The sequence below is a fragment of the Bartonella senegalensis OS02 genome (assembly GCF_000312545.1).
GTDB classification, from domain to species: domain Bacteria; phylum Pseudomonadota; class Alphaproteobacteria; order Rhizobiales; family Rhizobiaceae; genus Bartonella; species Bartonella senegalensis.
On sequence record NZ_HE997540.1, the window covers coordinates 894,220 to 919,833 of the forward strand.

The 25,614-nt window shown below is 39.7% G+C and carries 13 protein-coding genes and 1 pseudogene; 8 read left to right on the forward strand and 6 right to left on the reverse strand.

Annotated features, from left to right (window positions below):
• The first annotated feature begins 3 nt into the window (after positions 1–3).
• From BN200_RS03545 to BN200_RS03570, 6 genes are all read left to right on the forward strand, one after another.
• Positions 4–612 carry a LolA family protein gene (locus tag BN200_RS03545; protein ID WP_034988696.1) on the forward strand — a complete coding sequence of 203 codons (609 nt, stop codon included), beginning with the start codon at positions 4–6 and terminating at the stop codon, positions 610–612.
• A gap of 34 nt (positions 613–646) precedes the next feature.
• On the forward strand, positions 647–1,462 hold the full coding sequence (locus tag BN200_RS03550) for an exodeoxyribonuclease III (RefSeq protein ID WP_019221085.1): 816 nt from the start codon (positions 647–649) through the stop codon (positions 1,460–1,462).
• 55 nt (positions 1,463–1,517) lie between these two features.
• On the forward strand, positions 1,518–3,008 hold the full coding sequence (locus BN200_RS03555; RefSeq protein WP_019221086.1) for an efflux transporter outer membrane subunit: 1,491 nt from the start codon (positions 1,518–1,520) through the stop codon (positions 3,006–3,008).
• Positions 3,005–4,228, forward strand: coding sequence for an efflux RND transporter periplasmic adaptor subunit (locus BN200_RS03560; protein WP_019221087.1), 1,224 nt, complete (start codon positions 3,005–3,007; stop codon positions 4,226–4,228). The genes BN200_RS03555 and BN200_RS03560 overlap by 4 nt, the downstream gene beginning before the upstream one ends.
• A gap of 3 nt (positions 4,229–4,231) precedes the next feature.
• Positions 4,232–6,217, forward strand: coding sequence for a MacB family efflux pump subunit (locus BN200_RS03565; RefSeq protein WP_019221088.1), 1,986 nt, complete (start codon positions 4,232–4,234; stop codon positions 6,215–6,217).
• A gap of 555 nt (positions 6,218–6,772) precedes the next feature.
• Positions 6,773–11,731, forward strand: a complete 4,959-nt coding sequence (locus tag BN200_RS03570; protein ID WP_019221089.1) for a DEAD/DEAH box helicase — start codon at positions 6,773–6,775, stop codon at positions 11,729–11,731.
• A gap of 847 nt (positions 11,732–12,578) precedes the next feature.
• Here BN200_RS03570 and BN200_RS03575 read toward each other — a convergent pair.
• The 6 genes from BN200_RS03575 to BN200_RS03600 form a co-directional block, all read right to left on the reverse strand.
• A complete protein-coding gene (locus tag BN200_RS03575) occupies positions 12,579–13,271 on the reverse strand; it encodes a YdcF family protein (protein ID WP_019221091.1) in 693 nt (230 codons plus the stop codon).
• Positions 13,258–14,211, reverse strand: a complete 954-nt coding sequence (locus BN200_RS03580) for a cell division protein FtsX (RefSeq protein ID WP_019221092.1) — start codon at positions 14,209–14,211, stop codon at positions 13,258–13,260. Before BN200_RS03580 ends, BN200_RS03575 begins: the two co-directional genes overlap by 14 nt.
• Entirely contained in the window at positions 14,204–14,863 is a 660-nt protein-coding gene (ftsE, locus tag BN200_RS03585; protein WP_019221093.1) for a cell division ATP-binding protein FtsE, read from the reverse strand. The genes BN200_RS03580 and ftsE overlap by 8 nt, the downstream gene beginning before the upstream one ends.
• A gap of 840 nt (positions 14,864–15,703) precedes the next feature.
• Complete coding sequence (gene acs / locus BN200_RS03590; RefSeq protein WP_019221094.1) at positions 15,704–17,662, reverse strand: acetate--CoA ligase; 1,959 nt, start codon at positions 17,660–17,662, stop codon at positions 15,704–15,706.
• A 2,634-nt stretch (positions 17,663–20,296) separates the two neighbouring features.
• Positions 20,297–20,566: a hypothetical protein gene (locus BN200_RS03595; protein WP_019221095.1), complete on the reverse strand. Its 270-nt coding sequence runs from the start codon at positions 20,564–20,566 to the stop codon at positions 20,297–20,299.
• A 1,042-nt stretch (positions 20,567–21,608) separates the two neighbouring features.
• Positions 21,609–22,292 (reverse strand): YggS family pyridoxal phosphate-dependent enzyme, encoded by a 684-nt coding sequence (locus tag BN200_RS03600; RefSeq protein ID WP_019221096.1) that lies wholly within the window; start codon positions 22,290–22,292, stop codon positions 21,609–21,611.
• Positions 22,293–22,455: 163 nt separating this feature from the next.
• On the opposite strand from BN200_RS03600, the pseudogene leuS reads away from it, so the two are divergent.
• A pseudogene (gene leuS, locus BN200_RS03605) lies at positions 22,456–25,099 on the forward strand (leucine--tRNA ligase).
• A partial coding sequence (locus BN200_RS03610) for a hypothetical protein (protein WP_019221097.1) occupies positions 25,086–25,614 on the forward strand: 529 nt, incomplete at its 3' end. The pseudogene leuS and the gene BN200_RS03610, both read left to right, overlap by 14 nt.

Here is a 25,614-nt window from a genome sequence, read left to right on the forward strand (position 1 = left end):
TCTATGAAAACTTCTTTTTTACTACGAAAGAGAATATTTGCGTTTGTGGGAATTCTTGTCATGTGTTGCTTAACTTTTCCAGCTTTTTCACAATCAACCAATAATGCTGTACGGGCGCAAAAAATTGCCAATCATTTTGCGGCGATTAAAACAATGACAGGTGATTTTATTCAATTTAGTCCAAAGGGAAAAATGTCTCAGGGAACATTTTATTTAGAGCGTCCAGGAAAAATTCGTTTTATTTATAAAAAAATACCCTTACAGATCATTGCAGATGGTCAATTCATCGGAATTAATAATCGCGCTTTGAATACTTGGAATTTCTCAAAACTTTCCCAAACACCGATGAAATTTTTGTTGGATGATAAAATTGATATTTCATCAGGGCGTTTATTAGCATTTCGTGAAGATCCTGGCGCGGTGACAATTGTTCTGCGGGATAAAAGCATTGGGGCAGGGCAAATAAGAATGGTTTTTGATTCTAAAAATTATTCTTTACGGCAATGGACAATCGTTGATCAACAGAATTTGGAAACTACTGTGCAGATTATGAATGTGCGCACAGCAGTCCGGTTTGCGGATGGGATGTTTACACTGCCTTCTAAAAAATAACAGTACGCTATTATCTTATCGGAATTCAAACCAGATGTTCTTTCGTATCGCTACTTGGAATATTAACTCTATCCGTTTGCGGCTTACACAGATTTTTCAGTATTTGGAACTCTTTCCTGCTGATGTTTTCTGTCTACAGGAAACAAAATGTCCAGATGATTTATTTCCAGTGAAGGCTTTTGAAGCGGCCGGATATAAACATATCGCACTTAGTGGACAAAAATCTTACAACGGTGTGGCAATTGTGTCACGTTTGCCTTTTAAAAATGTTGAAAAGCGTTTCTTTTGTCAAAAACAAGACTGTCGTTACATTTCAGTTATTGTTGAAGCCTATGGAAAAAGCATACGGATTCATAATTTTTATGTGCCCGCTGGGGGCGATGTGCCTGACGCTGATGTTAATGAAAAATTTCGCCATAAACTTGATTTTCTAGAAGAAATGTCTGCTATCCATGCACATCAAGGAGATGGTCTTTCTTCTCTTTTGGTGGGGGATTTGAATATTGCTCCTTTGCCAGAAGATGTTTGGTCTCATAAACAATTGTTGAAGGTGGTTAGTCATACACCCATTGAAACCGAACGGTTACAAGCTTTATGCCATCAAGGTGGCTGGGTTGATCTGATGCGGATGCAGTTTCCTGTTCCTACCAAGCTTTACACATGGTGGAGTTACCGTGCACGAGATTGGGCACTGGCTGATCGTGGGAGGCGGCTTGATCATATTTGGTCTTCTCCCGATTTAGCGCCTTTTGTTGCAGAGCTTTCGGTTTTTCGCCAAGCACGCGGATGGGATCAACCTTCAGATCATGTTCCAGTGCAAACTGTATTTGATTTTTCACGTCAAGTTTGAAATAAGAAGTAAATAAAGTATTAATAGTTGATTCTGAGGAAATGCGGGAGACTAGATGTATATCAGAGATCTCAAAAGGGGCGCTTCTAACAGATTGCTTTACAGTGTTTTGTTTTGTTTGTTTATATTTTCAGGATGTATGGTTGGTCCTAATTACCAGAAGACATCTTTTCGTGTTCCAGCTGTTTGGGGAGAACAATCGGAAAAGGCGTCTGGGCGTGCGGTTACGCTTGCCGGATGGTGGCGACATTTAAATGATCCTGTTTTGAATGCGCTGATGAATGATGCAATTTCTGGAAATAATAATGTTGCTGTTGCTAAAGCGCGAGTGCGTGAGGCGCGTGCTGGTTTAGGGCAAACTATCGGATCTCTTTTGCCAAGTGTGTCAACTTCAATTTCAGGAACTCGGAATGGCTCTGAGCAATCTGATACGTCTTTAAGTCAATATCGTAGTGGTTTTGATGCAAGTTGGGAGCTTGATTTTTTTGGTGGGCATAAGCGAGCTGTTGAAGCTGCACGTTATGGTCTTGAGGCTGCTGTAGAAGATATGCGTGCTACCATGGTGACACTGCTTGGAGATGTGGCAACAAATTATGTGCAAGTGCGCGGTTGGCAACAAAAATTGTTGATTGTGCGGCAAATTGCTGCATCACAGCGTAAAACATATGAATTGATGCGTGCTAAATTAACGGCGGGTGATGCTTCGGAACTGGATATTTCAAATGCACAAGCACAACTCGCGAATACAGAAGCAGATATAGCACAGATGGAAGCAAGTTTGGCAATGAGTATTCATCGCCTTTCTGTCTTGACCGGTCGTTTTCCTACGGCTTTGAAGGATCTTTTACAAAAAAATGCCAAACAAGCAAAAATTCCCCAACCGCATTGGCCAATACCAGCAGGAATTCCTGCTGATGTTTTGTTAACGCGCCCAGATTTGCGACGGGCAGAGCGCCAATATGCACAAGCAACAGCACGGATTGGTCAGCGTGAGGCAGAGCGCTATCCCTCACTGACTCTAACCGGTAATATTTCCACAGCAGCAACGGCAATTGATCAATTATGGAAAAATTCAACCATTGGATGGTCTTTTGGACCCGGTCTTCGTTTTCCCTTTTTTAATGGAGGGCAAATTGTTGCGTCTGTTGCGGTGGCACGTGCTCAGCGCGATCAGGCTTTTATTACCTATCGGGCTGCTGTATTGGCAGCTCTAGAAGATGTGGAAAATGCACTTGTAAGATTAACTAAAGAACATCAGCGCTTAGAAAAGCTTACTGTTGCCAATAAAGCTTTTCTGCATTCTTTGCAACTTTCACGCAAGCTGTTTGAAAATGGAAATACCAGCTTTCTTGAATTGTTAAATGCTGATCGCTCTTACTATTCTGCGCAAATGGCGCTAAAAGATAGCCGTATCTCTTTGGTGACCGGGTATGTTGCGCTGATGAAAGCATTAGGTGGTGGTTGGGATGGCGTTGTTGATGTCTCACGTCCGGAAGTCGTTGATGGTGATGGTGTACGCCGTTCGCGTGCAAAGGTAGGACAATGAAAAAGAATTTTATCAAAAATTTCATTAAAAAACGTAAAAAACTTTCCTTTTTGTTAATTGTTCTCTTTCTTATCGTCTTATTATGGTTGCGTGCTGTTTTGTTTGGAACATCATCACCGGTTTATATGACAGCGGTGGTCAAACGTGGTGACATCGAAGAAAGTGTTTTGGCTTCTGGTCTTGTGCGTCCTTATCGATTGGTGGCTGTTGGTGCACGTGCAACAGGGCGGGTAATCTCAATGCCCGTTTTTCCAGGCAGTGTTGTTAAAGAAGGCGATCTTTTGGCAGAAATTGATCCTACAGATCAAGAAAATGATCTCAAAAGAAAAAAAGCCGCATTATCACACTATCATGCGAGCTTGCTGGAACAAGAAGCCTACCTTTCTCTTGCGCAGAAAAATTTAGAGCGTCAGAAAAAAATGATTGAAGCACGCGCTATTTCACGGGCAAACTTGGATGACGCTGCAACACAGGTGAAAATACGTGAGGCACAAATTGCTCAGCTGCGTCAACAGATTATACAAGCACAAATTGATGTGGACAGCGCAGAGGTCAATTTAGACTACACCCGAATAACTGCTCCTTCAGCCGGAACAGTTTTAGCAACCGTTGTAGAAGAAGGGCAAAATGTTAATGCTGTTCAATCGGCACCGACAATTGTTATTTTGGGTGATTTGTCAAAAATGACAATCAAAGCGCAAATTTCAGAAGCCGATATTCTTAAAGTTCAGCCTGGACAAGCTCTGTATTTTACCGTTTTGGGCAATTCACAACGGCGTTATGAAGGAACTTTAGAAAGGATAGAGCCGGCGCCTGAATCGATCCGCTCTGATGTGAGTATTAATCCTGGTGTGAGTGGAGGGTCCAGTTCTCTCGTCTCATCAGCTATCTATTATAATGGGGTTGTGCATGTTGATAATGCCGACAATTTTTTACGCACCTATATGACCGCGCAAGTTCATATTATTTTGGGGCGTGCTCAAAATGTTTTGTTGATCCCAAGTGATGCTTTGCGAAATGAGACAAAGGAGCGTAAAGCGTGGGTTTCTGTTTTGGTGCGAAAAGATAAAGTGGTTGCAAAACAAGTGACCGTTGGGCTTAATAACAAAGTTATGGCTGAAATTCTTTCAGGGCTTGAGGAGGGTGAGGTGGTGATCACCGGTTCGCCCGATGGAGTAATGCCAGATATTCCTGATGAACAGAGAAAAAATGAAAGCTAAACTATGAAAGCAAAGCAAGCAGATGCTGTCCTCGTTTTGGAAAATATTGTCCGTGAGTTTCCAGCCGGTGAAACATTTGTCACTGTTTTGAAAGATATCAATCTGACTATTAAACGTGGTGAAATGGTGGCAATTGTGGGCGCTTCCGGTTCAGGAAAATCCACCTTGATGAATATTTTAGGCTGCCTTGATCGACCAACTTCTGGGCGTTATTGGATTTCAGGGAAAGAAACAGCTGCCCTTTCTGCCGATGAATTGTCTGCTTTGCGGCGCAATCATTTTGGATTTATTTTTCAGCGCTATCATTTGTTGAATGAATTAACCGCTCTTGGCAATGTTGAAATTCCAGCTGTGTATGCAGGATGTGCACCGAGTGTGAGAAAAAAACGTGCACAGGACCTTTTAACACGCTTAGGAATGGGAGATCGGATCCATCATCGTCCAAATCAGCTTTCGGGTGGTCAACAACAACGTGTGTCGATTGCTCGGGCTCTCATGAATAATGCTGAGGTTATTCTTGCTGATGAACCAACCGGTGCATTAGATAAAAAAAGTGGTCAAGAAGTGTTGCGTATTTTGGATGAGTTGCATCAAGAAGGGCGTACAATTATCATGGTAACACACGATATGCAGGTGGCTGAAAGAGCAGACCGTATTATCGAAATCAGTGATGGAGAAATTATTGCTGATAAGTTCTCAAAAGGTGTAAAAACAAAAATTGCTCGTCAATCTCTTCAGGAGCAACAAAATCTGAAAGATCAAAAACCACTTGGTTTTTTTCGTTCTTTTGCCGAGCGTTTTCGTGAGGCATTTGTTATGGCATTGTTGGCAATGAATGCCCATCGAATGCGAACCTTTTTAACAATGCTTGGGGTGATTATTGGGATTGGCGCCATTATTGCCATGGTGGCTTTGGGAACTGGTACACGAGAAAAAATTTTAGAGAATTTTAAAAGTTTAGGTTCTAATACCTTAACAATTTTGCCTGGAACAAGCCTCTCTGATCCGCAAGCGGAAAAAATAACCAGTTTGGTGGAAGCGGATGCAGAAGCCTTGTCAAAGTTGCCCTATGTTTCTGGTGTAACGCCTCAGATTTCAGCAAGTTCTACAATACGTTTTGGTTCAGTTGAAGCGGATGCGGTGATTGCTGGGGTGGGAGAACAATATTTTCAAACACAAGGACTTAAAGCTGTTCAAGGACAGCTGTTTGATCAGAAAAGTGTGCATGAGCGGGCGGTTGATCTCGTCATTGAAAAAGAAGCACTTGCGGTGCTTTTTCCTCATAGTCATGAGAACCCAATAGGAAAAATTGTTCATTTGGGAAAGGTCCCTGCACGTATTATTGGTGTTGTAGATCCGCAACATATGGGGGGAGGTACTTCAAACACTTTGCAAGTTTATTTGCCCTATACGACCTTACAAACGCGTTTTCTTGGAACAACACAGGTTCGGGCAATTACAGTTAAAATTGCCGATAATGTTGATTCAAATTTAGCAGAGACTATGGTGCGGCGTTTTCTTATTATGCGCCATGGTGAAGAGGATTTTTTCATCAGAAATTCGCAGTTGTTTCGTGATCGTATCATGGAAAGTACACATATTTTAACGCTTTTAGTGTCTTCAATTGCAGCAATTTCGCTAATTGTTGGGGGTATTGGGGTGATGAATATTATGCTGGTGACTGTTTCAGAGCGGATTAATGAAATTGGAGTGCGCATGGCTGTTGGGGCACGCCAGAGTGATATTTTGCAGCAATTTCTCATTGAAGCTATTTTGGTTTGTGTTATTGGCGGTGGTTTGGGAATTCTCTTTGGAATGTCTATCGGGGGGTTGTTTCTACTCTTTAAGGCGCCTATCCATCTGATTTATACAATGGATTCGATTATCTTATCTCTTACTTTCTCCACTCTTATTGGAATATGTTTTGGTTTTTCGCCAGCGCGACAAGCTTCACGGCTTGACCCTGTTGTTGCTCTTTCACGTGATTAAGTAGTTCTCAATTGAAGCATGTTTGTTGTTATGTCTTCCATTTGGATGAGGCATTTGTTGGAGAAGCGTTTGAGTAAAAGGAATATGGAGGGAAATATTCGTTAAGTTCTGCCAAGCAGTTTTATGTAGCCGGTGATATATTGATAGAAAAGAGTGAAAATGGATTACAGAATGGTGTGTAGATTGGTCTTCTGTTTTTATTTTCGCGATATTTATCCATATGATTGGATGCATTTTAAAAAAACATGAAGTTGCCCAAGACGGCTATAAGTTTATGCTGTAAATCATTTTGTTAAGAAAACTATAGACAATAACTATAAAGGTTGATGAGTGAGCACGTAAAATGAATGGGATTTTGATCTTAAATAGTAAGGGAAGTAAAAGTGAATTTCACTCTTTTGCTCATCAGTAAAAATTTTTCAATGGGTCCTGCTGAGAATGATATTCTGTTGTCAATAATGATTTGATGTAGTCTAAAGTTTTTGGGAAAGAGAAGGAGGCATTGATGAGTTTGTTTCGATTCGATAATTGAAAATGTTTTAATGGGGTGAAAATATGACGACGCTACAATCGCTTTTACAGATATATCGTGATAAAGCGCGTACCGAAAGAGATAAGGGGACGTATTTTGAGCGTTTTGCTCTTGCTTATCTGACACATGATCCCCTCCAGCTTGACCAGTATGAAAAGGTTCAGACTTTCAAAGATTGGGCTCATGAAAATGGCTGGGATGGTTGTGATACTGGTATTGATCTTGTGGCAAAGCTCCGTCATGAAGAGGGTTTTGCAGCAGTCCAATGTAAATTTTATGATGCGGCCTATCGGATCAAAAAAGCAGATATTGATAGTTTTCTTTCAGCATCAGGGAAAAAACCATTTAAGCGGCGTGTGGTTATAGACAGCACTATAAATGCTTGGAGTGACAATGCGGAAGCAATGATACAGGGGCAGAGTATTCCGGTGATACGGATTGGTCTTTCTGATCTGCAACAAAGTCCCATTCGTTGGGAGACTTTTGCAGCTAAAGGCAAAATTGTACTGGAGGATAAAAAGAAACTTCGTCCCCATCAGGTGGAAGCATTACGTTTTGTGCGTGCTGGGCTTATGGAAGCTGATCGTGGTAAGCTCATCATGGCTTGTGGTACCGGTAAGACATTTACCAGTCTTAAAATTGCTGAGGATTTGGCCGGTAGAGGGAAGTTTGTTTTGTTCCTTGTGCCCTCCCTGGCTTTGATGTCGCAGACGGTACGTGAATGGACAACCGATACAGAAATTGGCTTGCGTTCCTTTGCTGTATGTTCCGATACACAAGTGGGAAAACGTCGTAAAAATACCCATGATATTGCTGAAATTGATGTGTTTGATCTTGCTTTTCCGGCGACAACCGATGCGGCAAAATTGGCAGAACGGGCCACGAATAGTGTTGCAGATGAGATGACCGTGGTGTTTGCCACCTATCAATCTCTTCAAGTGATTGTGGATGCGCAGAAACAGTACGGTTTTCCCACATTTGATCTTATCATTTGTGATGAGGCGCACCGTACAACAGGTGCAACGCTGGTGGGTGAGGGTGAGTCCAACTTTGTTAAGGTGCATTTCAACGATATTATTCGTGCTAAGAAGCGCCTTTATATGACGGCAACACCACGCATTTTTGGTGATAACGCAAAAAGTCGCGCGAACGAAGCGAATGTCGTTCTTGCGTCAATGGATGATGAAAAGCTGTTTGGCAAAACACTTTTTTATCGCGGTTTTTCATGGGCTGTACAAAATGATCTTTTAACGGACTATAAGGTTATTGTCTTAGCTATGGACGAAAAACTGGTGAGTTCCGCTGTGCAAAAGCGCCTTAGTGATAGCGAGTCTACACTTGTTCTTGATGATGCAACGAAAATTATCGGCTGTTATAAAGCGCTGACAAAACAAGATATAAAGGCTGATCTTGGTACGGATCCATATCCGATACAGCGTGCCTTGGCGTTTTGCAAAGATATTGAAAGTTCTAAACTGGTCCGTGATGAATTTTCGGTGGTTGTGAAAGAATATCTTGAGTATATCAACAAAGAGAATACACAAAACACGCCATTTCTGCAGTGTGAAGTCAAACATGTTGATGGCACTTTTAATGCCAAGGATCGTGGTGCGTTGCTTGATTGGCTGAAAGCTGAGAGTGGAGATGATGTTTGTCGTATTTTAACCAATGCAAGGTGTTTGTCTGAGGGGGTGGATGTTCCGGCTCTTGATGCCATCATGTTTTTAAATCCACGCAAGAGTCAGATTGATGTGGTCCAATCGGTTGGACGGGTGATGCGTCGCTCTGAGGGCAAAAAGATGGGCTATGTCATTCTGCCAATAGGTATTCCTTCTGGGATTCCAGTGGAACAAGCTTTGAACAACAATGAAAAATATCGGGTGATCTGGCAAATTTTAAATGCTTTGCGGGCGCATGATGATCGTTTTGATGCGACGATTAATAAGGCATCGCTGGGGCAAAATATCAGCAATGTGATTGAGATTATTGGTGTTACGCAGAGTACTGAGTTACGTGCTGTTACGGCTGTTGTAGACGATCTTCCTGTTCGCTCGCAACGGGCACAATCGAGAATTGGAACACCGGAGTGTGATTATGTTATTACAGGTGACGAGCAAGAGGAGATTGTTTTCCCTGTAGATGAACTTTCGTGTGCGATCATGGCAAAGATCGTCAAGAAATGCGGTACCCGTGATTATTGGGAAGATTGGGCAAGCAATATTGCTGAAATTGCTAAGAATCATATCACCCGCTTAACAGGCATTCTCGCTGTGCCAGATAGTAAGGCACGTCAAGCCTTTGACCAGTTTGTCGCAGAACTGCGTGATGACTTAAATGATACTATCACAGAGGCTGATGCGATTGAGATGTTGGCGCAACATATCATCACCCGTCCTGTCTTTCAGGTGTTGTTTGAAGGCTATCAGTTTACGCGTGAGAATCCTGTCTCGCGTGCTATGCAGTGTATGCTTGATGTGCTTGATGAGGCAAATCTTGATAAGGAATCCAAAGATCTTGAGAAATTTTACGCCAGTGTAAAATTACGAGCTACTGGCATTACAGATCCACAAGCAAAGCAGAGGTTAATTGTAGAGCTTTACGATAAATTTTTCCGTTATGCTTTTCCACGCACGGTAGAAAAACTCGGCATTGTTTATACCCCCGTTGAGGTGGTGGATTTTATCTTACATTCTGTCAATGATGTTTTACAGGCTGAATTTGGCCAAACGCTTGGCTCACCTGGTGTGCACATCATGGATCCTTTTACGGGAACGGGGACTTTTATCACACGACTTTTGCAATCGGGACTGATCACACCAGAGGAGATGAAGAACAAATTTTGTCATGAAATTCATGCCAATGAAATTGTGCTTTTAGCCTATTATATTGCAGCCATTAATATTGAGACAACCTATCATGGTCTGATGGGGGGCGATTATGTTCCGTTTGAAGGAATTTGTCTCACCGATACATTTCAGCTTTATGAGCAGGAAAAAGACCTGATTAGTGATTTGCTGATGGATAACAGCACCCGTCGGTCGCGCCAGAAAGAACTGGATATTCGTGTTATTATTGGCAATCCTCCTTATTCTTCTGGACAAAAAAGTGAAAATGACAATGCAAAAAATATTGGCTATCCTAAATTGGATCGTCGCATCGGTAAAACTTATGCCGTTCAATCTAAAGCAACTTATGTACAAACACTTTATGACAGTTATATTCGTGCCATTCGTTGGGCAAGTGATCGCATAAAAGACTTTGGCGTTATTGGTTTTGTGACAAATGCAAGTTTTATCAGTAGTCACTCTACGGATGGTTTACGAAAATGTTTGGTCGAAGAATTTAGCAGCCTTTATATTTTCCATTTACGGGGTAATGCGCGAACTTCTGGAGAACAGCGAAAAAAAGAAGGTGATGGAATTTTTGATGCAGGAAGTCGAGCACCCATTGCTATCTCTATTCTCGTAAAAAATCCAGAATCTCAAAAGCGTGGAAAAATATACTTTCATGATATTGGAGATTATCTTAAGAGAAAAGAGAAACTCTCTGAAATTCAGCGATTAGGCAGTATTAGTGGTGTCAAGCGTGAACATGGTTGGCAGATAATCGTGCCAGATGCGCATGGTGATTGGCTGTATCAACGCAACAGTGATTTTGAAAAATTTTTCCCCTTAGGTGATAAAAAAGGTTATAATAAAAGACTCTTTGAAAATTTTTCTTGTGGTATTGTAACCAGTCGTGATGCTTGGGCCTATAATTTCAGCCGTGAAGCTCTAGCTGATAATATGAGTCATATGATTGCCTTTTATAATAGTGAGGTAGAGCGTTTTAATACGCTACATCTACATTCTGACAGAAAGAAACGTGCAAATGCCGTGAATAGTTTTGTTAACACGGATTCTAAAAAGATCAGTTGGAGTCGTGCTCTCAAACAAGATTTGGCAAAAGGAAAGGTTTTTGAATTTGAAAATACATGTCTTATTCAAAGCCTTTATCGCCCTTTTATAAGGCAGTGGCTCTATTATAATCGCACTTTCAATGAAATGGTTTACCAAATGCCTCGTATATTTCCGATGGGGCAAGTGGTTGAAAATCAGGTGATACAAGTTACAGGAGTTGGAGCAAGCAGTGGTTTTTCTGTCTTGATGGCTAAGAATTTGCCCAATCTTCATACAATGGATACTGGTCAATGTTTTCCACGGTATGTTTATGAAAATGCTGAGTCTTTGGAAGATAAAGAGGAGGATCAGGTTCATTTATTTGCAGATTTTGCAGAGGAAGGTAAAAAAGCTGGTCTGCAGCGGCGTGATGCACTTACCGATGAAGGGTTAGCATATTTTAAAGCAGCTTATTCTGGTGAAGTGATTACAAAGGATGATTTGTTTTATTATGTTTATGGGATTTTGCATTCTGAGGATTATCGTGCGCGTTATGCACATAATTTGTCTAAACAATTGCCGCGGATTCCAACAGTTAAAAAGGTAGAGGACTTTTGGGCTTTTGTTGTAGCTGGTCGAAAACTTGGTGATTTGCATATGAATTATGAAGAGGTTGAGCCTTATCCTGTCACCTATAAACAGGGTGATCCAAAACTCACTGACATCTCTCATCCTGAGAAATTTTACTACGTTACAGAAATGAAATTCGCAAAAGTGGGTAAAGAGAAAGACAAATCTACAGTGATTTATAACAGCAATATCACTGTGACAGATATTCCTCTTGAAGCCTATGAGTATGTGGTGAATGGCAGGCCTGCTCTTGAATGGGTTATGGAGCGGCAGGTTATCAAAACGGATAAAGCGAGTGGCATTGTTAATGATGCTAATCGTTATGCTGTTGAGACCGTTGGCAATCCTGCTTATCCATTAGAATTGTTTCAACGGGTTATTACAGTCAGTTTAGAAACGATGAAAATTGTGCGCGGTCTACCAAAATTGCAAGTGCGAGAAACTGAAAATGTTCAGTTGTCCATTATGCCGTAAAACAGTGTCGAGAGGTTGATAAAACACTATTGTTGAGGGTGGTGATAAAGGGCAGCTAACTTTATCTACGAGGTTTAGCTTCAGCGAGGAATGTTCATGATCCTAGAGCATCGTGAAACACTGTCCTTTGCGGTGTGGTGCTATTTTCCCTATGAGACTTTTTGAGAGAGTGTGGGATGAGCTCTCAGATTAATGCGTAGGGGGGCTCATTGTAAGCCTTTTTAGATTGCAGCAATTAGAGTCATTTCTTTGTATGGCATAAATGAGGTTGGCGTGTTCTTGTTTAGGAAAGATAAAAATGCCTTTTCTATTTTTAAGAGGCAAGGTTGTTGCAAAATTGGGGGCGTTATCATTTGAAAGTGCGGCTTGCACTTTTATGAAACATAAGCTGGATTTTATAACAATATGAGGGGTATATTTCTCAGGGATGTCATGCATGGAGTATCCTGAGATGAGATTGCGATTTCTTGAGAAATGTCTCTTGAATATAGGTGTGTGAATATGCAACACAAGTGTATGTTGTTTGGGGCATTCTGCTGTTTATGAGGGTATCGCTTGCTTGCGGCGTTTTATGGAGTGAATTGTGTGCGTGGTCAGCGGGTGAAATCTATGAGATGAGAAGCTAAATTGTTTATAAATCCGAAGGAGAGAGGAAGCCAATTTAAGCTCTCTTAGAACGAATTAAAACTCTTTCTTTGCCTATTACAAGCGGGATTGTATGTGTGGATATTGAAAATGACAAAATGCTTGTTATGGATGCTCTTTAGTGTCTGTTGTGACATTTGGTTTGGAAAAGAGCGATGCTGTTGCTTGTGGCAAGATTTTCAGAAAACCGATGTAAGAAGTTTCAGAATGCGGTTTTTATATAGACTTGGAGCGTTTTAATATATTGAAATGCAAGAATGCGTATTTGGTTAAGCTGTTGTATCATGCTTTCATCGCTGCTCTTTTTAACAGGATAAGCAATGAAATTGATATTAGGCATTAAATATTTGAGTTCACGCATCGAGCGCCACATGTGGTAATCATGAGTGACAATGTATACCGTTTTATAGTGGTGTTTTTTGATCCAAACTGCACTTTCTTCGGCATTGCCTTTGGTATTCGTGGCTTTGTGGCCGATATCAATACAGCAGGTGAAAAGCTGTGGAGTAATATGTGTGCTATGCATGAAGCTCTTGAGAGTGGTTGTTGTGTTCACACCACTGATCAAGAGACGGGAGCCAAGACCTTGTTGTAAGAGATGCAGTCCGGTTTCTATGCGGTTTTCTCCCCCTGTAAGAACAATGATGGCATCTGCTTTTACTAGAGGATTGGGTGGTTGAAGCCGTTCGGTTTTTTCAGAAAAAACAACAAAACCACCGCAAAAGAAAAGAATGATCATTAAAAGAAAAAATGTTGTTGGTGGCAAATAGCGAAACAAGCAGCAAAGACGCCATAAATTGCAAGGCGTGCGCTTTGGGAAAGAAGGCTCTAGATTGTCTTGTGGTAATGGTTGGGAATTATATGAATTGTGGGTCATAAAATTAAAAGAGGCCATTTTCACATTGATCAATTTTTTTAAGTTGTGCCAAAATAGTCATTCGGTTTGTAAGCATGGTTAGAAAAGAAACAAACAGAATAAGACTAGTGATTTTTCCATAAGGAATGGAGCCGATGGAAAAATGTCCAAACAAAGCAGTTATTTGGCTTGCTTCAACTTTTCCGAGGTTGTAGTTTGTCCAAAAGGAAAAAGCACCAAAGAGCAGTATACTAATAGCACCACCGTAAAACGCACCACGAAGTGCAGTTTTAAAAAAATGCCAGTCAAATTGTCGTGCAATGAAAAGCGTTTCAGTTCCAAGAAAATATAAGACATTAATAATATGCGCGTTTTCTGCCAGCGCATTGCGTGTGGCAAAAATAACCGTCAATATTAGTGAACCTAGAACCAGTATTAAAATTGACAAGCCAATGAAAACAGTTGTTTGTGCCATTGTTGAAAAACGATTCACCCAAACACGGTGATCATCAAACTGTCCTCCTGGAATGTGCGTTTTGATTGCCTGGTTGATGGCGCGAAAGTTGATCTCTTCTTGTTCTTTCAGTGTTACGATGATAAGGCGAGGAAGAGGTAATTCATTCAAGTTTAATCCTGTTCCAAGCCACGGTTCGAGCAATTTTTCTGTCGCTTTTTGGTCAACAATTGTGGCATCTTGTACACCATGAAATGTTTTAACCAATTTAACCGCATCAAGAAGGGCTTTTTCGGTATCAACATTTTCAATGGGGCGTATTTGAATTGTTGCTTCATAGCTAATTTGGTTGTTCCAACTGTGAGCAGCACGTTGTACAAAATCAACACCGATTAATGTGAGACTTGAGAGAAATGTCATAATAGCGATCACCGCAACCAATGCTCGACCAGAAATGTTGTCACTGGGAATAATAGCCGTTGTGGTTTGTTTATTGCTTGTAAAAATTGGAAAAGACTTATTCATGAATTGTCATCCGTCCATTATGGAGAAGCATCCGCCGTGCTGCAACTTGTTCCATCAGAGCAATATCATGGGTGGCAATGACGACAGCTGTTCCAAAACGGTTTAATTCAATAAACAAGCGTAGCAGACGTTTTGCTAAAGGGGGATCAACATTTCCTGTTGGTTCATCCGCAAGCAAAATTTCAGGTTGATCAATCAGTGCGCGTGCAATGGCTACCCTTTGTTTCTCTCCGCCAGAAAGAACTGGGGGTAAAACATGAATATGATTGCCAAGACCGACCCAACAGAGCAAATCTTCCACTTCACTGCGATAAGTTGCTTCTTCCTGTCCTTTAATGCGTAATGGTAAAGAGACATTTTCATAAGTGGTCATGTGATCAAGAAGACGAAAATCTTGAAAGACGACACCAATACGTTGTCGTAATGCTGGGAGCTCTTGTCGTTTCAGTAATGCTGTATCGTTGCCAAATAAATCAATATGACCGCGGGTGGGTTTGAGCGCCAGAAACATCAGGCGCATTAGTGAGGTTTTTCCTGCTCCAGAGGCACCAGTGAGAAATTGAAATGATCCGGCAGGAATGTGAAAGCTGATATCACGAAGAATCTCAGGGCCCATTCCATAACGTAGACCAACATTTTCAAAATGAATCACTTTTCGCTACCACTCCTGCTTTTCTCTTACCACTTCTACTTTATTCTTATAAGGACATTTGCTCTTCTTGCTTTAGGCTCTTGGTTTTGTTTATTACTTAACACTCCTCACTCTTTTTCCATAACAAAAACAGTGAAGGAAAAAGAGTGCTTCTTAGAATACCTATCAATTGTTCCATTTTGCTTCTTTACTTTTGTTTATGATTTTAGCAGGAATTTCAAGGTGATTCTAGCAGAAACGTGCAGGCAACTTTTTCTATTTTTAAGTTTAGTCTTGGTCTTGCTTGTTTGGTTATGGAAGAATTGTTGTTTCTTTAATGGCTTCAGACGGTGTTAGAATTTATAGTTTGTTGTTTTGAATGTTTGTTTTCAATCATTTCTCATGTGTTGTTGAGAAGGAGTTTCTGTTTTAGAAACCTTAAAAATTTCCTTATCGTTCTTTTTCTCTTTTGCCAAAGAAGTATTGATTTATAATGATAATTTAATCATTTTGCAATGTGAATGAAAATTTCGAATACAGTAAGATCCCCCTCATTTAAAATCTTTCGTTTGTCTTTCATAAGAGAGCAATCTATGGGTAAAAACCGTTTAAGAAAGGTGTAAAGAGGCCTGTCATCAATTCTCTGATATAAGAGTAATCGTAATATTTTGAGCTCCTCAAGAGAAGAGTGGTGCTGGATTTAAGAATAGGAGTATTGGCTTATAGTTTTACCGGTGGCTAGAGAAGAGTGGTGCTGGATTTAAGAATAGGAGTATTGGCTTATAGTTTTACCGGTGGCTTTAGCAGAAATGCTGAGCTTATTTGAGCATAAAGGCTAAAGCCCACCGGTGGTATTTTGCCTTAAGCCGTGATTTCTCTATTTTGGCGATTGGCAATAAGATCATCAACGACTTGTGGTTCGGCAAGGGTTGAAGTATCTCCTAAATTGTCAAAATTATTTTCAGCAATTTTTCGCAAAATCCGTCTCATAATTTTTCCTGATCGCGTTTTGGGGAGTTGAGGGGTAAATTGTATTTTATCCAATATGGCAATGGAGCCTATTTCTCTTCTGACATGCTTAATAAGCTCTTGATGCAATGCTTCACTTGGGGGTGTTCCTTCCATGAGGGTGACAAAACTATAAATTCCTTGCCCCTTAATGGGATGAGGATAACCAACAACAGCAGCTTCTGAAACAGCACGATGCGAAACAAGTGCTGATTCAATTTCTGCTGTTCCTAGTCTGTGTCCAGAAACATTGAGAATGTCATCTACCCGTCCTGTAATCCAGTAATAGCCATCGCTATCCCGCCTACAGCCATCGCCGGTAAAATATTTTCCTTTATAGGTAGAAAAATAGGTTTCAATAAAGCGTTCATGGTCATTATAGAGGGTGCGCATTTGTCCTGGCCATGAGTCAATAATGCAAAGATTGCCTTCTGCCTCACCTTCCAAAATATTTCCTTGCTCGTCGATGATTTGGAGTTGTACTCCGAAAAAAGGACGTGTGGCAGAGCCTGCTTTAAGGCGGGTTGCGCCGGGAAGGGGGGTAATCATATGCCCTCCTGTTTCTGTTTGCCACCACGTGTCAAGAATAGGACAGTGATTGTTGCCAACCGTATGATAAAACCATTCCCATGCTTCTGGATTAATCGGTTCGCCCACGGTGCCTAGCAGGCGCAAGGATGTTCTTTTCGAGTGTTCAACAAATGAATTTCCTGCACCCATTAAGGCGCGAATAGCTGTTGGTGCGGTGTAGAATATGTTGACTTGGTGCTTATCAACAATTTCCCAGAATCTGCCTTTATCAGGAAAGGTTGGTGTACCTTCAAACATTAATGTAGTGGCACCGTTGCATAAGGGACCATAAACTAAGTAAGAATGCCCGGTAATCCAACCAATATCAGCAGTGCACCAGTAAATTTCACCAGCATGATAATCAAAAACATATTTATGGGTTATCGCGGCATAAACAAGATAGCCTGCTGTTGTATGTAAAACACCTTTGGGTTTGCCTGTAGAACCAGAGGTGTAAAGAATAAAAAGGGGATCTTCAGCATTCATTTGTTCTACAGGGCAGTCTGTTTTTGCATGGGGCATTTCCTCATGGTACCAAAAATCCCGTCCCTCTACCCAATTAATTGGTCCGCAGGTACGTCGTATGACCATGACTTGGTCCACATGCACGTTTTGCTGAGCAGCAATCTCAATGGCATGGTCCACATTGTCTTTTAAGTTAATCCGTTTGCCGCCACGCAAGCCCTGATCCCCGGTAATGATGAAGGTCGATTCACAGTCAACAATGCGTCCTGCTATTGCTTCAGGAGAAAAACCAGCGAAAATCACCGAATGAATGGCACCAATGCGGGCACAAGCGAGCATGGCATAGGCGGCTTCAGGAATCATAGTTAAGTAAATGGTGACTTTGTCACCTTTTTTGACCCCGTGGTTCTTTAAAATATTGGCAAAACGGCAAACATGTTCATGAAGCTCGTGATAGGTTATTTTTTTATCGTGATAAGGATTATCTCCTTCCCAAATCAGAGCAATTTTATCACCATGGGTTTTTAGGTGGCGATCAATGCAATTATAGGCAACATTTGTTATGCCATCCTCGTACCATTGAATCGAGATATCACCATTAAAAGACGTGTTTTTTACTTTTGTAAAAGGTTTAAACCATTCAATGCATTGACCATGTTTTGCCCAGAAGCTTTCTGGATTATTGATGCTTTCTTGATACCACTGTTGATAAGTTTCCTCGTTAATGAAAGCAGTTTTTTTAATATCCTCTGGTATTGGATAGATTTTTTCAGACATATGTTCCCTCTTTTTATTTACTATAGGGAAAAATCAGCCACTATATTTTTTAGGCAAAACTTCCCCATAAGCTTTTCATTTTGAGGTTAGATTAAATGACAAAAATTGAAATAGTCAATTTTAAAAATTTAATGTGATGATATTAAAGAGGGTATTTCGTGCTGCTTTGAGGTGCTTCAATGCGGCAAAGCGTACTATATTATAGAACTTTTTATAGATATATAATATATAAAGAAATTAATTTTTAAAACGGCTTAAAAAAGAGAGATGAAGGCGCTTTATCGCTTTGAATATTTTTTATTTTTATTCTCTTGTTTTGAAAAGAAATATTGTTACGATATTAATATAAACCAAAATATCTGCGCAAGAGATCAAAAATAATGAACAGAATTACTGTATATAATGTTGATTCTATAACTACTTTCCAACTGTAATCACAAATTTTTTTTAAACCAATAGCATGTATAGGGATGAATAGAATGAGAATGCAAAACAGTCTTATGATTTCATAACGAATGTTCATTACAAAAAATCTTAGTTATAGTATATGAGATTAGTGGATATCTCTGAAAATTATTTTTTAGTATTCTCGCAACTTATCCGATAAATGTTAATATAAACCGAAATATCTACGCAAAAAATTAGCAATAAAGAACATAATAACTGACGTTAATGCCATTAGCATAGACAATCTCCAGCCTACGCCATTGAATATTCTAAAAGAAATGGTAATTATAGGAGTCATTATAATGAGCATGAAAAATAGTCTTACGATTTCAGAATAAATACTCATTATAGCAAAATCCTGACTATAAGATGTGGTTCATAATAGATATCTCTGAAACTTATTTCATCCTGCTATATTTAGTTTGAAATATTTTCCGAAAAAAATTACAGATTATTAACTTCAGAGATATCTTTGTAGTTATTCTCTATAAATTAGAACCAACACTCATGAGCTTTTTCCATAAAGCCCACAGATCACCTGTTAACAATCCACCTGTGACACCTATGAAGCTACGTGAAAGCGCATCTGCTAGTCCTCCAGTCTAGAAACCTCTCCATGCTCCAGCTACTCCTGTTGCAAAACCTATATGCAAGCTCTCTGAAATTATGTAAGAGGCAAAATCACTAGGGCTACAAGCACTTCCATAAACAGGTGTTGAATCATTTATAGTATAAGTTAAACCTGAAAAAATTTCTCATGTTACTCCTCCTTAATTATCTCTATTAAAAACAGTATCACAATAATACATTTCAAATGAATATCATGAATTTTAGAGAAGTTTCAAACATAATTTTTAAAAATAGAAATAAAAATATTATATAAATTATAGATACATTATATATATTCTTTTTTATGAAATATTATCCTTAATTATATGATAATATTATTTATAATATTTTAATTTATAAAAAATAAAGACCTTTTTTATTAACTATAGTTTGAAATTGGAAGCATTTTGCATCTGACAACTTGGTATTTTTCTCTTGATTTACGAGAATAACAAGGAAATATATTTATACCGTTTTTGAACTCAGTTGTGTTGCTAGTGTTATGCGTTTGCTTGGTGAATTTTTGTTTTTAGGCGATTGCTGTATGCATCTTACCTTGTTCGGTATGCAAAAAGCCTCTCTGGTATTTATGATTGCGCCCATGCTGGTTTGCATGGCTCTTAGTACTTTAGGGATTTATTGAGTTAGACAGCTTACACTATAATTGGGAAGTTACATTTACAACTATGTTTTAAGCACCTATTTGTCTACTTTAAACACTTAGCAGAAAACAAATTCTTTACACACACTGAAGAGATTAGTTTATATTACAAACCAACATAGTTCAATAAAAAACCAATAAGAAATAATATAGATCTTATTAATAATGATTTTTTAGAGAATATTCCTAACTGTAAAAATAAAATTATAATAAATAAACTCCAAAAATATTGCTATAAGCGATTCAATATTTTTATAAAAACTTTGTTATTCGTTTTTTGAAATTGATTAAATAAGTATTAGAATAACTTAAAATATCTACGCAAAAAATCAGAGATGAATACGCAAAGAATCAGAGATAAAGAACATAATAACTGACGTTAATGCCATTAAAATAGACAATTTCCAACCCATACCACTGAGTACTTTAAAAGGAATGGCAATTATAGGAGTCATTATAATGAGCATGAAAAATAGTCTTACAATTTCAGAATAAATATCCATTATAACAAAATCCTAGTTATACTATATGAGATTAGTAAATACCTCTAAAAATTATTTTTTTCAGTGTTATCGCAACTCATCTAATAAAGATTAATATAAACCAAAGTACCTACACAAACTATCCAAAATAAGGAGCACAACTCCTCCCGATAATGATGTTATGATAGCTAACTTCCAACTCCGACCACAGCATACTTTGATAATAGTAGTATAGAGAGAGACAAATACAACAAACATACAAAATATTCTTATTATTTCATAATGAATATTCATTATAACAAAATCCTGATTATAAGATGTGACCCATAGTAGATATCTCTAAAAATTATTTTATCCATAGATATAGATAATTAACTTTAGTGTATTTACAAAATTATCAATTTCAGAGATATCTTTGTTGCTATTCTCTATAAATTAGAACCAACACTCATGAGCTTTCTGGACGAACCCCCAACCAAAACCTCCTATGAATCCCGTTGTAAAACCTGCAACTCCACCTGAAAATGCACCTGCTGGTCCTCCAGTTATACTACCCAGAACTGCTCCGCCTAATCCTGCTTGCACCCCTGCGTTGAAGCCTTGTGAATTCATATGAGACATAAAATCATTAACGCTACAAGCACTTCCATAAACAGGTGTTGAATCATTTATAGTATAAGTTAAACCTGAGCCAAAATTTCTCATGTTACTCCTCCTTAATTATCTCTATTAATATTAAAACAGCATCATAATGATACATTTCAAATGACTATCATGCATTTTAAAGAGGTATCAAATATAATTTTTAAACTTATCAATAAAAATTCTGTTTATATTATTTATATATGAAATTATTATTCTTAATAAGATAATAATATTATTTATAATAATTTAACTTATAAAAAATAAAGACCTTTTTTATTAAATATAGTTTGAAATTGGAAGCATTTTGCATCTGACAAATTGGTATTTTTCTCTTGATTTACGAGAATAACAAGGAAATATATTTATATCATTCTTGAATTCAGTTGCTTTGCTAGTGTTATGCGTTTGCTTGGTGAATTTTTGTTTTTAGGCGATTGCTGTGTGCATCTTACTTTGTTCGGTATACGGAAAGCTTCTATGCTATCATTGTCTTTCATGATTGCGCCCATGCTGGTTTGCATGGCTCTTAGTACTTTCTTGGGCATTTTAGGTGTTTATTGAACCAAGCGGCTTACGCTGAAATATGGGCGCTGCATTGATGTTTTAAACTTCTTCTTACCTGTTTTATGCCATTGTTACGTGAGGCAATTGTTCACAGGTATCGGAAGAGTTGAGAGAATTCGTAGTTTTTAATCGAAATCATCGCGACATCCGTGTGGAATGTTTTGTTTGCCATTCGTGTGCATTTCACCTTTATTGTTTTGCCTTTATATTAAGGATTTCTTTCTTGTAACGCTTTAGGTGCAGAGGCGGTCAGAGAAGGCGTTTTGCAAAGTGGAGCCAACATGCGAGAATATGAGAGCTAAATTGTAGGATTGTTGTAACGCCGTTGTACGTGTTGAGGATGTGTTGGAGAACATGCCCATGGAAAGTTTTGAAAAACTGGATTTTTGGCTTATTTTTCTAAAATTGAAAAATAAGAACTTGGTTTTTTTTCTGCTAGGGCCGTGATTTTAGTGAGGGGAATATTTTTTCTCGTTTCTGTTGTTTGTGGTTTTGGTCGGGTTTTTAATGCAATGAATTTACATTAGGAGGAATTGCTTCAGACAGGGCGCTGTCCAAATAAAGCAGAGCCAATGCGAAGAACATTCGAGCCAAATTGTAGAGCGGTTTTAAAGTCATTGGACATGCCCATGGAAAGCTTTGGCAGATCTGCTTGTTTTGCCAGTTTCGCTAGCAGGGCGAAATAGGGGCCCGGGTTCTCCTCGGCAGGAGGGATGGCCATCAGACCAATGATATCAAGTCCATAGTGATTTTTACATTGATTAATAAAAGGAAGTGCTTCTTGTGGGGCAATGCCGCTTTTTTGTGGTTCTAAGCCAATATTGACCTGAACATAGCAGGGGAGATGTCTTTGTTGTTTGTGCATTTCTTCGGCTAGGCTTTTGGCTATTTTTTCACGATCAACCGTTTGAATAACATCAAAAATTTTAACAGCTTGTGCTGTTTTATTCGATTGTAATGGACCGATAAGATGCAGTTCAATATTTTCAAACTGTTGACGTAAAACAGACCATTTTTCAGCTGCTTCTTGCACACGGTTTTCTGCAAAGAGAGTTTGACCTGCTTGTAAAAGAGGGCGTATATTCTCTATGGTAACAGTTTTTGAAACAGCAAGAAGTTGAACTTCTTTTGCGGAGCGGTGATACTCTTGACATGTTTCAGTAATGTTTTTTTGTAAATTTTTCCATGCTTCAACGCAAGGATCATGGGGAGGGGGGGTCATCTTTTCATACTTTCTGTTTTTATTGCCTGATTGCCTTATTATTTGTAAGAGCTTTGAAAAATACTTCGTGAAATATTGACTGAAAATGTTGACGAAGGGGGTTAATCCATGGTCAAGCATAAAACAAGTTTTTTAGTTCAATTTTATAAAGAGTATCATAGAAATGACAATTGAACATTATAATTTAGGTGAACGTTATAATCCACGTGCCCGCGAACAAAAATGGCAAGCGATTTGGGATGAAAAGAAAATTTTTCAGACTGTGGGGGAAGACTGCCGGGAAAAATATTATGTTTTAGAGATGTTCCCTTATCCTTCTGGGCGCATTCATATGGGGCATGTGCGCAATTATGCCATGGGAGATGTTGTCGCGCGCTATAAACGCGCAAAGGGCTTTAATGTGCTGCATCCTATGGGGTGGGATGCTTTTGGTATGCCTGCTGAAAATGCTGCCATGCAAAATAAAGTGCATCCTAAAACTTGGACCTATCAGAATATTGCCGTGATGCGTGGGCAGTTAAAGCAGCTAGGCCTCTCAGTGGATTGGTCGCGCGAGTTTGCCACATGTGATGTGAACTATTACTATCGCCAGCAAATGCTGTTTCTTGATTTTTATCAAAAGGGATTGGTAGCGCGCAAAGTGGCTAAGGTCAATTGGGACCCTGTTGACCAGACTGTTTTGGCAAATGAACAGGTTGTTGATGGGCGCGGCTGGCGGTCTGGCGCGTTGGTTGAACAGCGGGAATTAACACAGTGGTTTTTCAAGATTAGTGATTTTAGTGAAGACTTACTAGCAGGGCTTGAAGAGCTTGAACAGTGGCCCGAAAAAGTCCGCATTATGCAAAAAAAATTGGATTGGCAAGTCACAAGGCTTATTCATTCGTTGGGCTTTGAAGCCAACAGAGGGAGCTGATGAGGTTTGTAAGTCCTTTGATGAGGTTGTCTGTTATTCAACACGACCTGATACGCTGTTTGGAGCCTCCTTTTTAGCTCTGTCTGTTGATCATCCCATTGCACAAGCTCTCGCGCAAAAGGATAAAGAACTGGAGGCTTTTATCGAAAGTTGTCGAAGTGGTGGAACGACAACTGCGGCACTTGAAACTGCTGAAAAACAAGGGTTTCGTACTTCGCTTTTGGCTGTTCATCCTTTTGATGTGGCGGTGCATATTCCTGTTTATATCGCTAATTTTGTGTTGATGGACTATGGAACGGGGGCTGTTTTTGGTTGTCCTGCCCATGATCAAAGGGATTTGGACTTTGCTCGTAAATATGAACTTCCTGTGTGTCCTGTAGTTTTGCCAAAAGGAGTTGAGAGAGAAGATTTTGTTATTGGTGAAACGCCTTATATTGGTGATGGGGTGATGATCAATTCCAGCTTTTTGGATGGTTTGACACCTCAACAGGCTTTTGAAGAAGCAGCCAAAAGGCTTGAGGGGCAAATGCTTCATGGGAAGCCTCAGGGGAAAAAAACAGTGCAATTTCGTTTGCGTGATTGGGGTATTTCACGTCAACGTTATTGGGGATGCCCCATTCCAATGATCCATTGTACATCTTGTGGGGTGGTTCCTGTGCCACGTGCCGATTTGCCTGTTGTGTTGCCTGATGATGTGACTTTTGAGCAGCCGGGTAATCCTCTTGTGCGTCATGAAACATGGAAAAGCGTTGCTTGTCCCGTTTGTGGGCAGTCTGCTAAACGTGAAACCGATACCATGGATACCTTTGTGGACTCTTCTTGGTATTATGCGCGTTTTACCGCACCTTTTGCACAGGAGCCTGTTGATAGCCAAGCGACAACAGAATGGTTGCCTGTGCAACAATATATTGGTGGAATTGAGCATGCCATTCTCCATCTTCTCTATGCGCGCTTTTTTATGCGTGCCATGAAATCGATGGGGCATGTGACTGTCGATGAACCTTTTAAAGGGCTGTTTACTCAAGGGATGGTGGTGCATGAAACCTATCGGGATGAGAAGGGGTGGGTTTCACCAGACCAGATTGCGATTGTTGACAAGGATGGAAAACGTCAGGCTTATAAATTAACCGATCAAAGCGAAGTGACGATTGGTTCGATTGAAAAAATGTCAAAATCAAAAAAGAATGTCGTTGATCCTGATGATATTATTGCTTCCTATGGAGCCGATACTGTGCGTTGGTTTGTTTTATCAGATTCTCCTCCTGAGCGGGATGTTATCTGGACAGAATCGGGTGTTGAAGGAGCTCATCGTTTTGTGCAACGTGTTTGGCGCTGTGTGGCTTTGAGTGTGCCAGTGTTAAGGGATGTTGCGCCCTGTGCTGGGCAGCAGGGAGAGGCTTTGCAACTCTCAAAAGTAGCGCATCGCACACTTTACGCCGTTGAAGATGATTTGGAAAAATTCGCCTTTAATCGGGCAATTGCACGCCTTTATGAATTCTTGAACATCATGGCGCCTTTATTAAATAAGGTGGCAGATGTTGAGGATGACATGAAAGCTGCTTTGCGTCAAGCAGTGGATTTTTTCCTTGCGATGATTGCACCTATTATGCCTCATTTAGCAGAAGAATGCCACGCTGCTTTAGGAGAGAAAACTTTAATCTCTGAACTTGCCTGGCCTGTTTGTGATCTCGCATTAACCGTTGAAGAATGCTATACCTTGCCGGTACAGATTAATGGTAAAAAACGCGGTGAGGTGACTGTGGCAGCAACAGCGAGTGAAGCGATGATTGAAGAAGCTGTTTTGGCTCTTGATTTTATAAAGGCGCATCTTGTCGCAAAGCCGGTGAAAAAAATGATTATTGTTCCGCAAAGGATTGTGAATGTCGTTCTTTAAAAGTTTTCTTCTTGTCTGCTTGGCGGCCTTATTCACGCTGCTTTGTGGATGCAAAGTGGAGCCGCTTTATCGGCAGGTCCCTCAGATATCGACGATAGAGGCTGTTTCGAGTAGGTCTTCAGGGAAAAACTCTTTAAGACTCTCTGAAAAACTTGCCTCTATTGTCATTGAAGAACCTTCAAATCGTTTTGGTCAAATGGTGCGCAATCATCTGTTGTTTCTTCTTTATAGAAATGGTAGTAAACCTTCAACTCCAACTTATCAATTGGCATTACAGATCTCTGTCTTTACAAGGGAATCGGTTCAGATAGAGGTTGATTTCGATAAAAAGAGAAGGAGACGACCTTCCGTTGGAACCGTGGTGAGCAAAGTATTCTACAGCTTAAAAGATATGAACAATGTTCCTGTTGCCAACGGCATGGCAACTATGAGCGCATCTTTTGAGAAAATGCGTCAAGAATATGCAACGATGCAAGCAGAAAAAGATGCGCAGCGGCGTGTGGCTGAGGAATTGG

Coding starts and splice junctions, on each gene's coding strand:
- BN200_RS03545 (WP_034988696.1), top strand. CDS start 4: ATGAAAACTTCTTTTTTACTACGAAAGAGAATATTTGCGTTTGTGGGA.
- BN200_RS03550 (WP_019221085.1), top strand. CDS start 647: ATGTTCTTTCGTATCGCTACTTGGAATATTAACTCTATCCGTTTGCGG.
- BN200_RS03555 (WP_019221086.1), top strand. CDS start 1,518: ATGTATATCAGAGATCTCAAAAGGGGCGCTTCTAACAGATTGCTTTAC.
- BN200_RS03560 (WP_019221087.1), top strand. CDS start 3,005: ATGAAAAAGAATTTTATCAAAAATTTCATTAAAAAACGTAAAAAACTT.
- BN200_RS03565 (WP_019221088.1), top strand. CDS start 4,232: ATGAAAGCAAAGCAAGCAGATGCTGTCCTCGTTTTGGAAAATATTGTC.
- BN200_RS03570 (WP_019221089.1), top strand. CDS start 6,773: ATGACGACGCTACAATCGCTTTTACAGATATATCGTGATAAAGCGCGT.
- BN200_RS03575 (WP_019221091.1), bottom strand. CDS start 13,271: ATGGCCTCTTTTAATTTTATGACCCACAATTCATATAATTCCCAACCA.
- BN200_RS03580 (WP_019221092.1), bottom strand. CDS start 14,211: ATGAATAAGTCTTTTCCAATTTTTACAAGCAATAAACAAACCACAACG.
- acs (WP_019221094.1), bottom strand. CDS start 17,662: ATGTCTGAAAAAATCTATCCAATACCAGAGGATATTAAAAAAACTGCT.
- BN200_RS03595 (WP_019221095.1), bottom strand. CDS start 20,566: ATGAGAAATTTTGGCTCAGGTTTAACTTATACTATAAATGATTCAACA.
- BN200_RS03600 (WP_019221096.1), bottom strand. CDS start 22,292: ATGACCCCCCCTCCCCATGATCCTTGCGTTGAAGCATGGAAAAATTTA.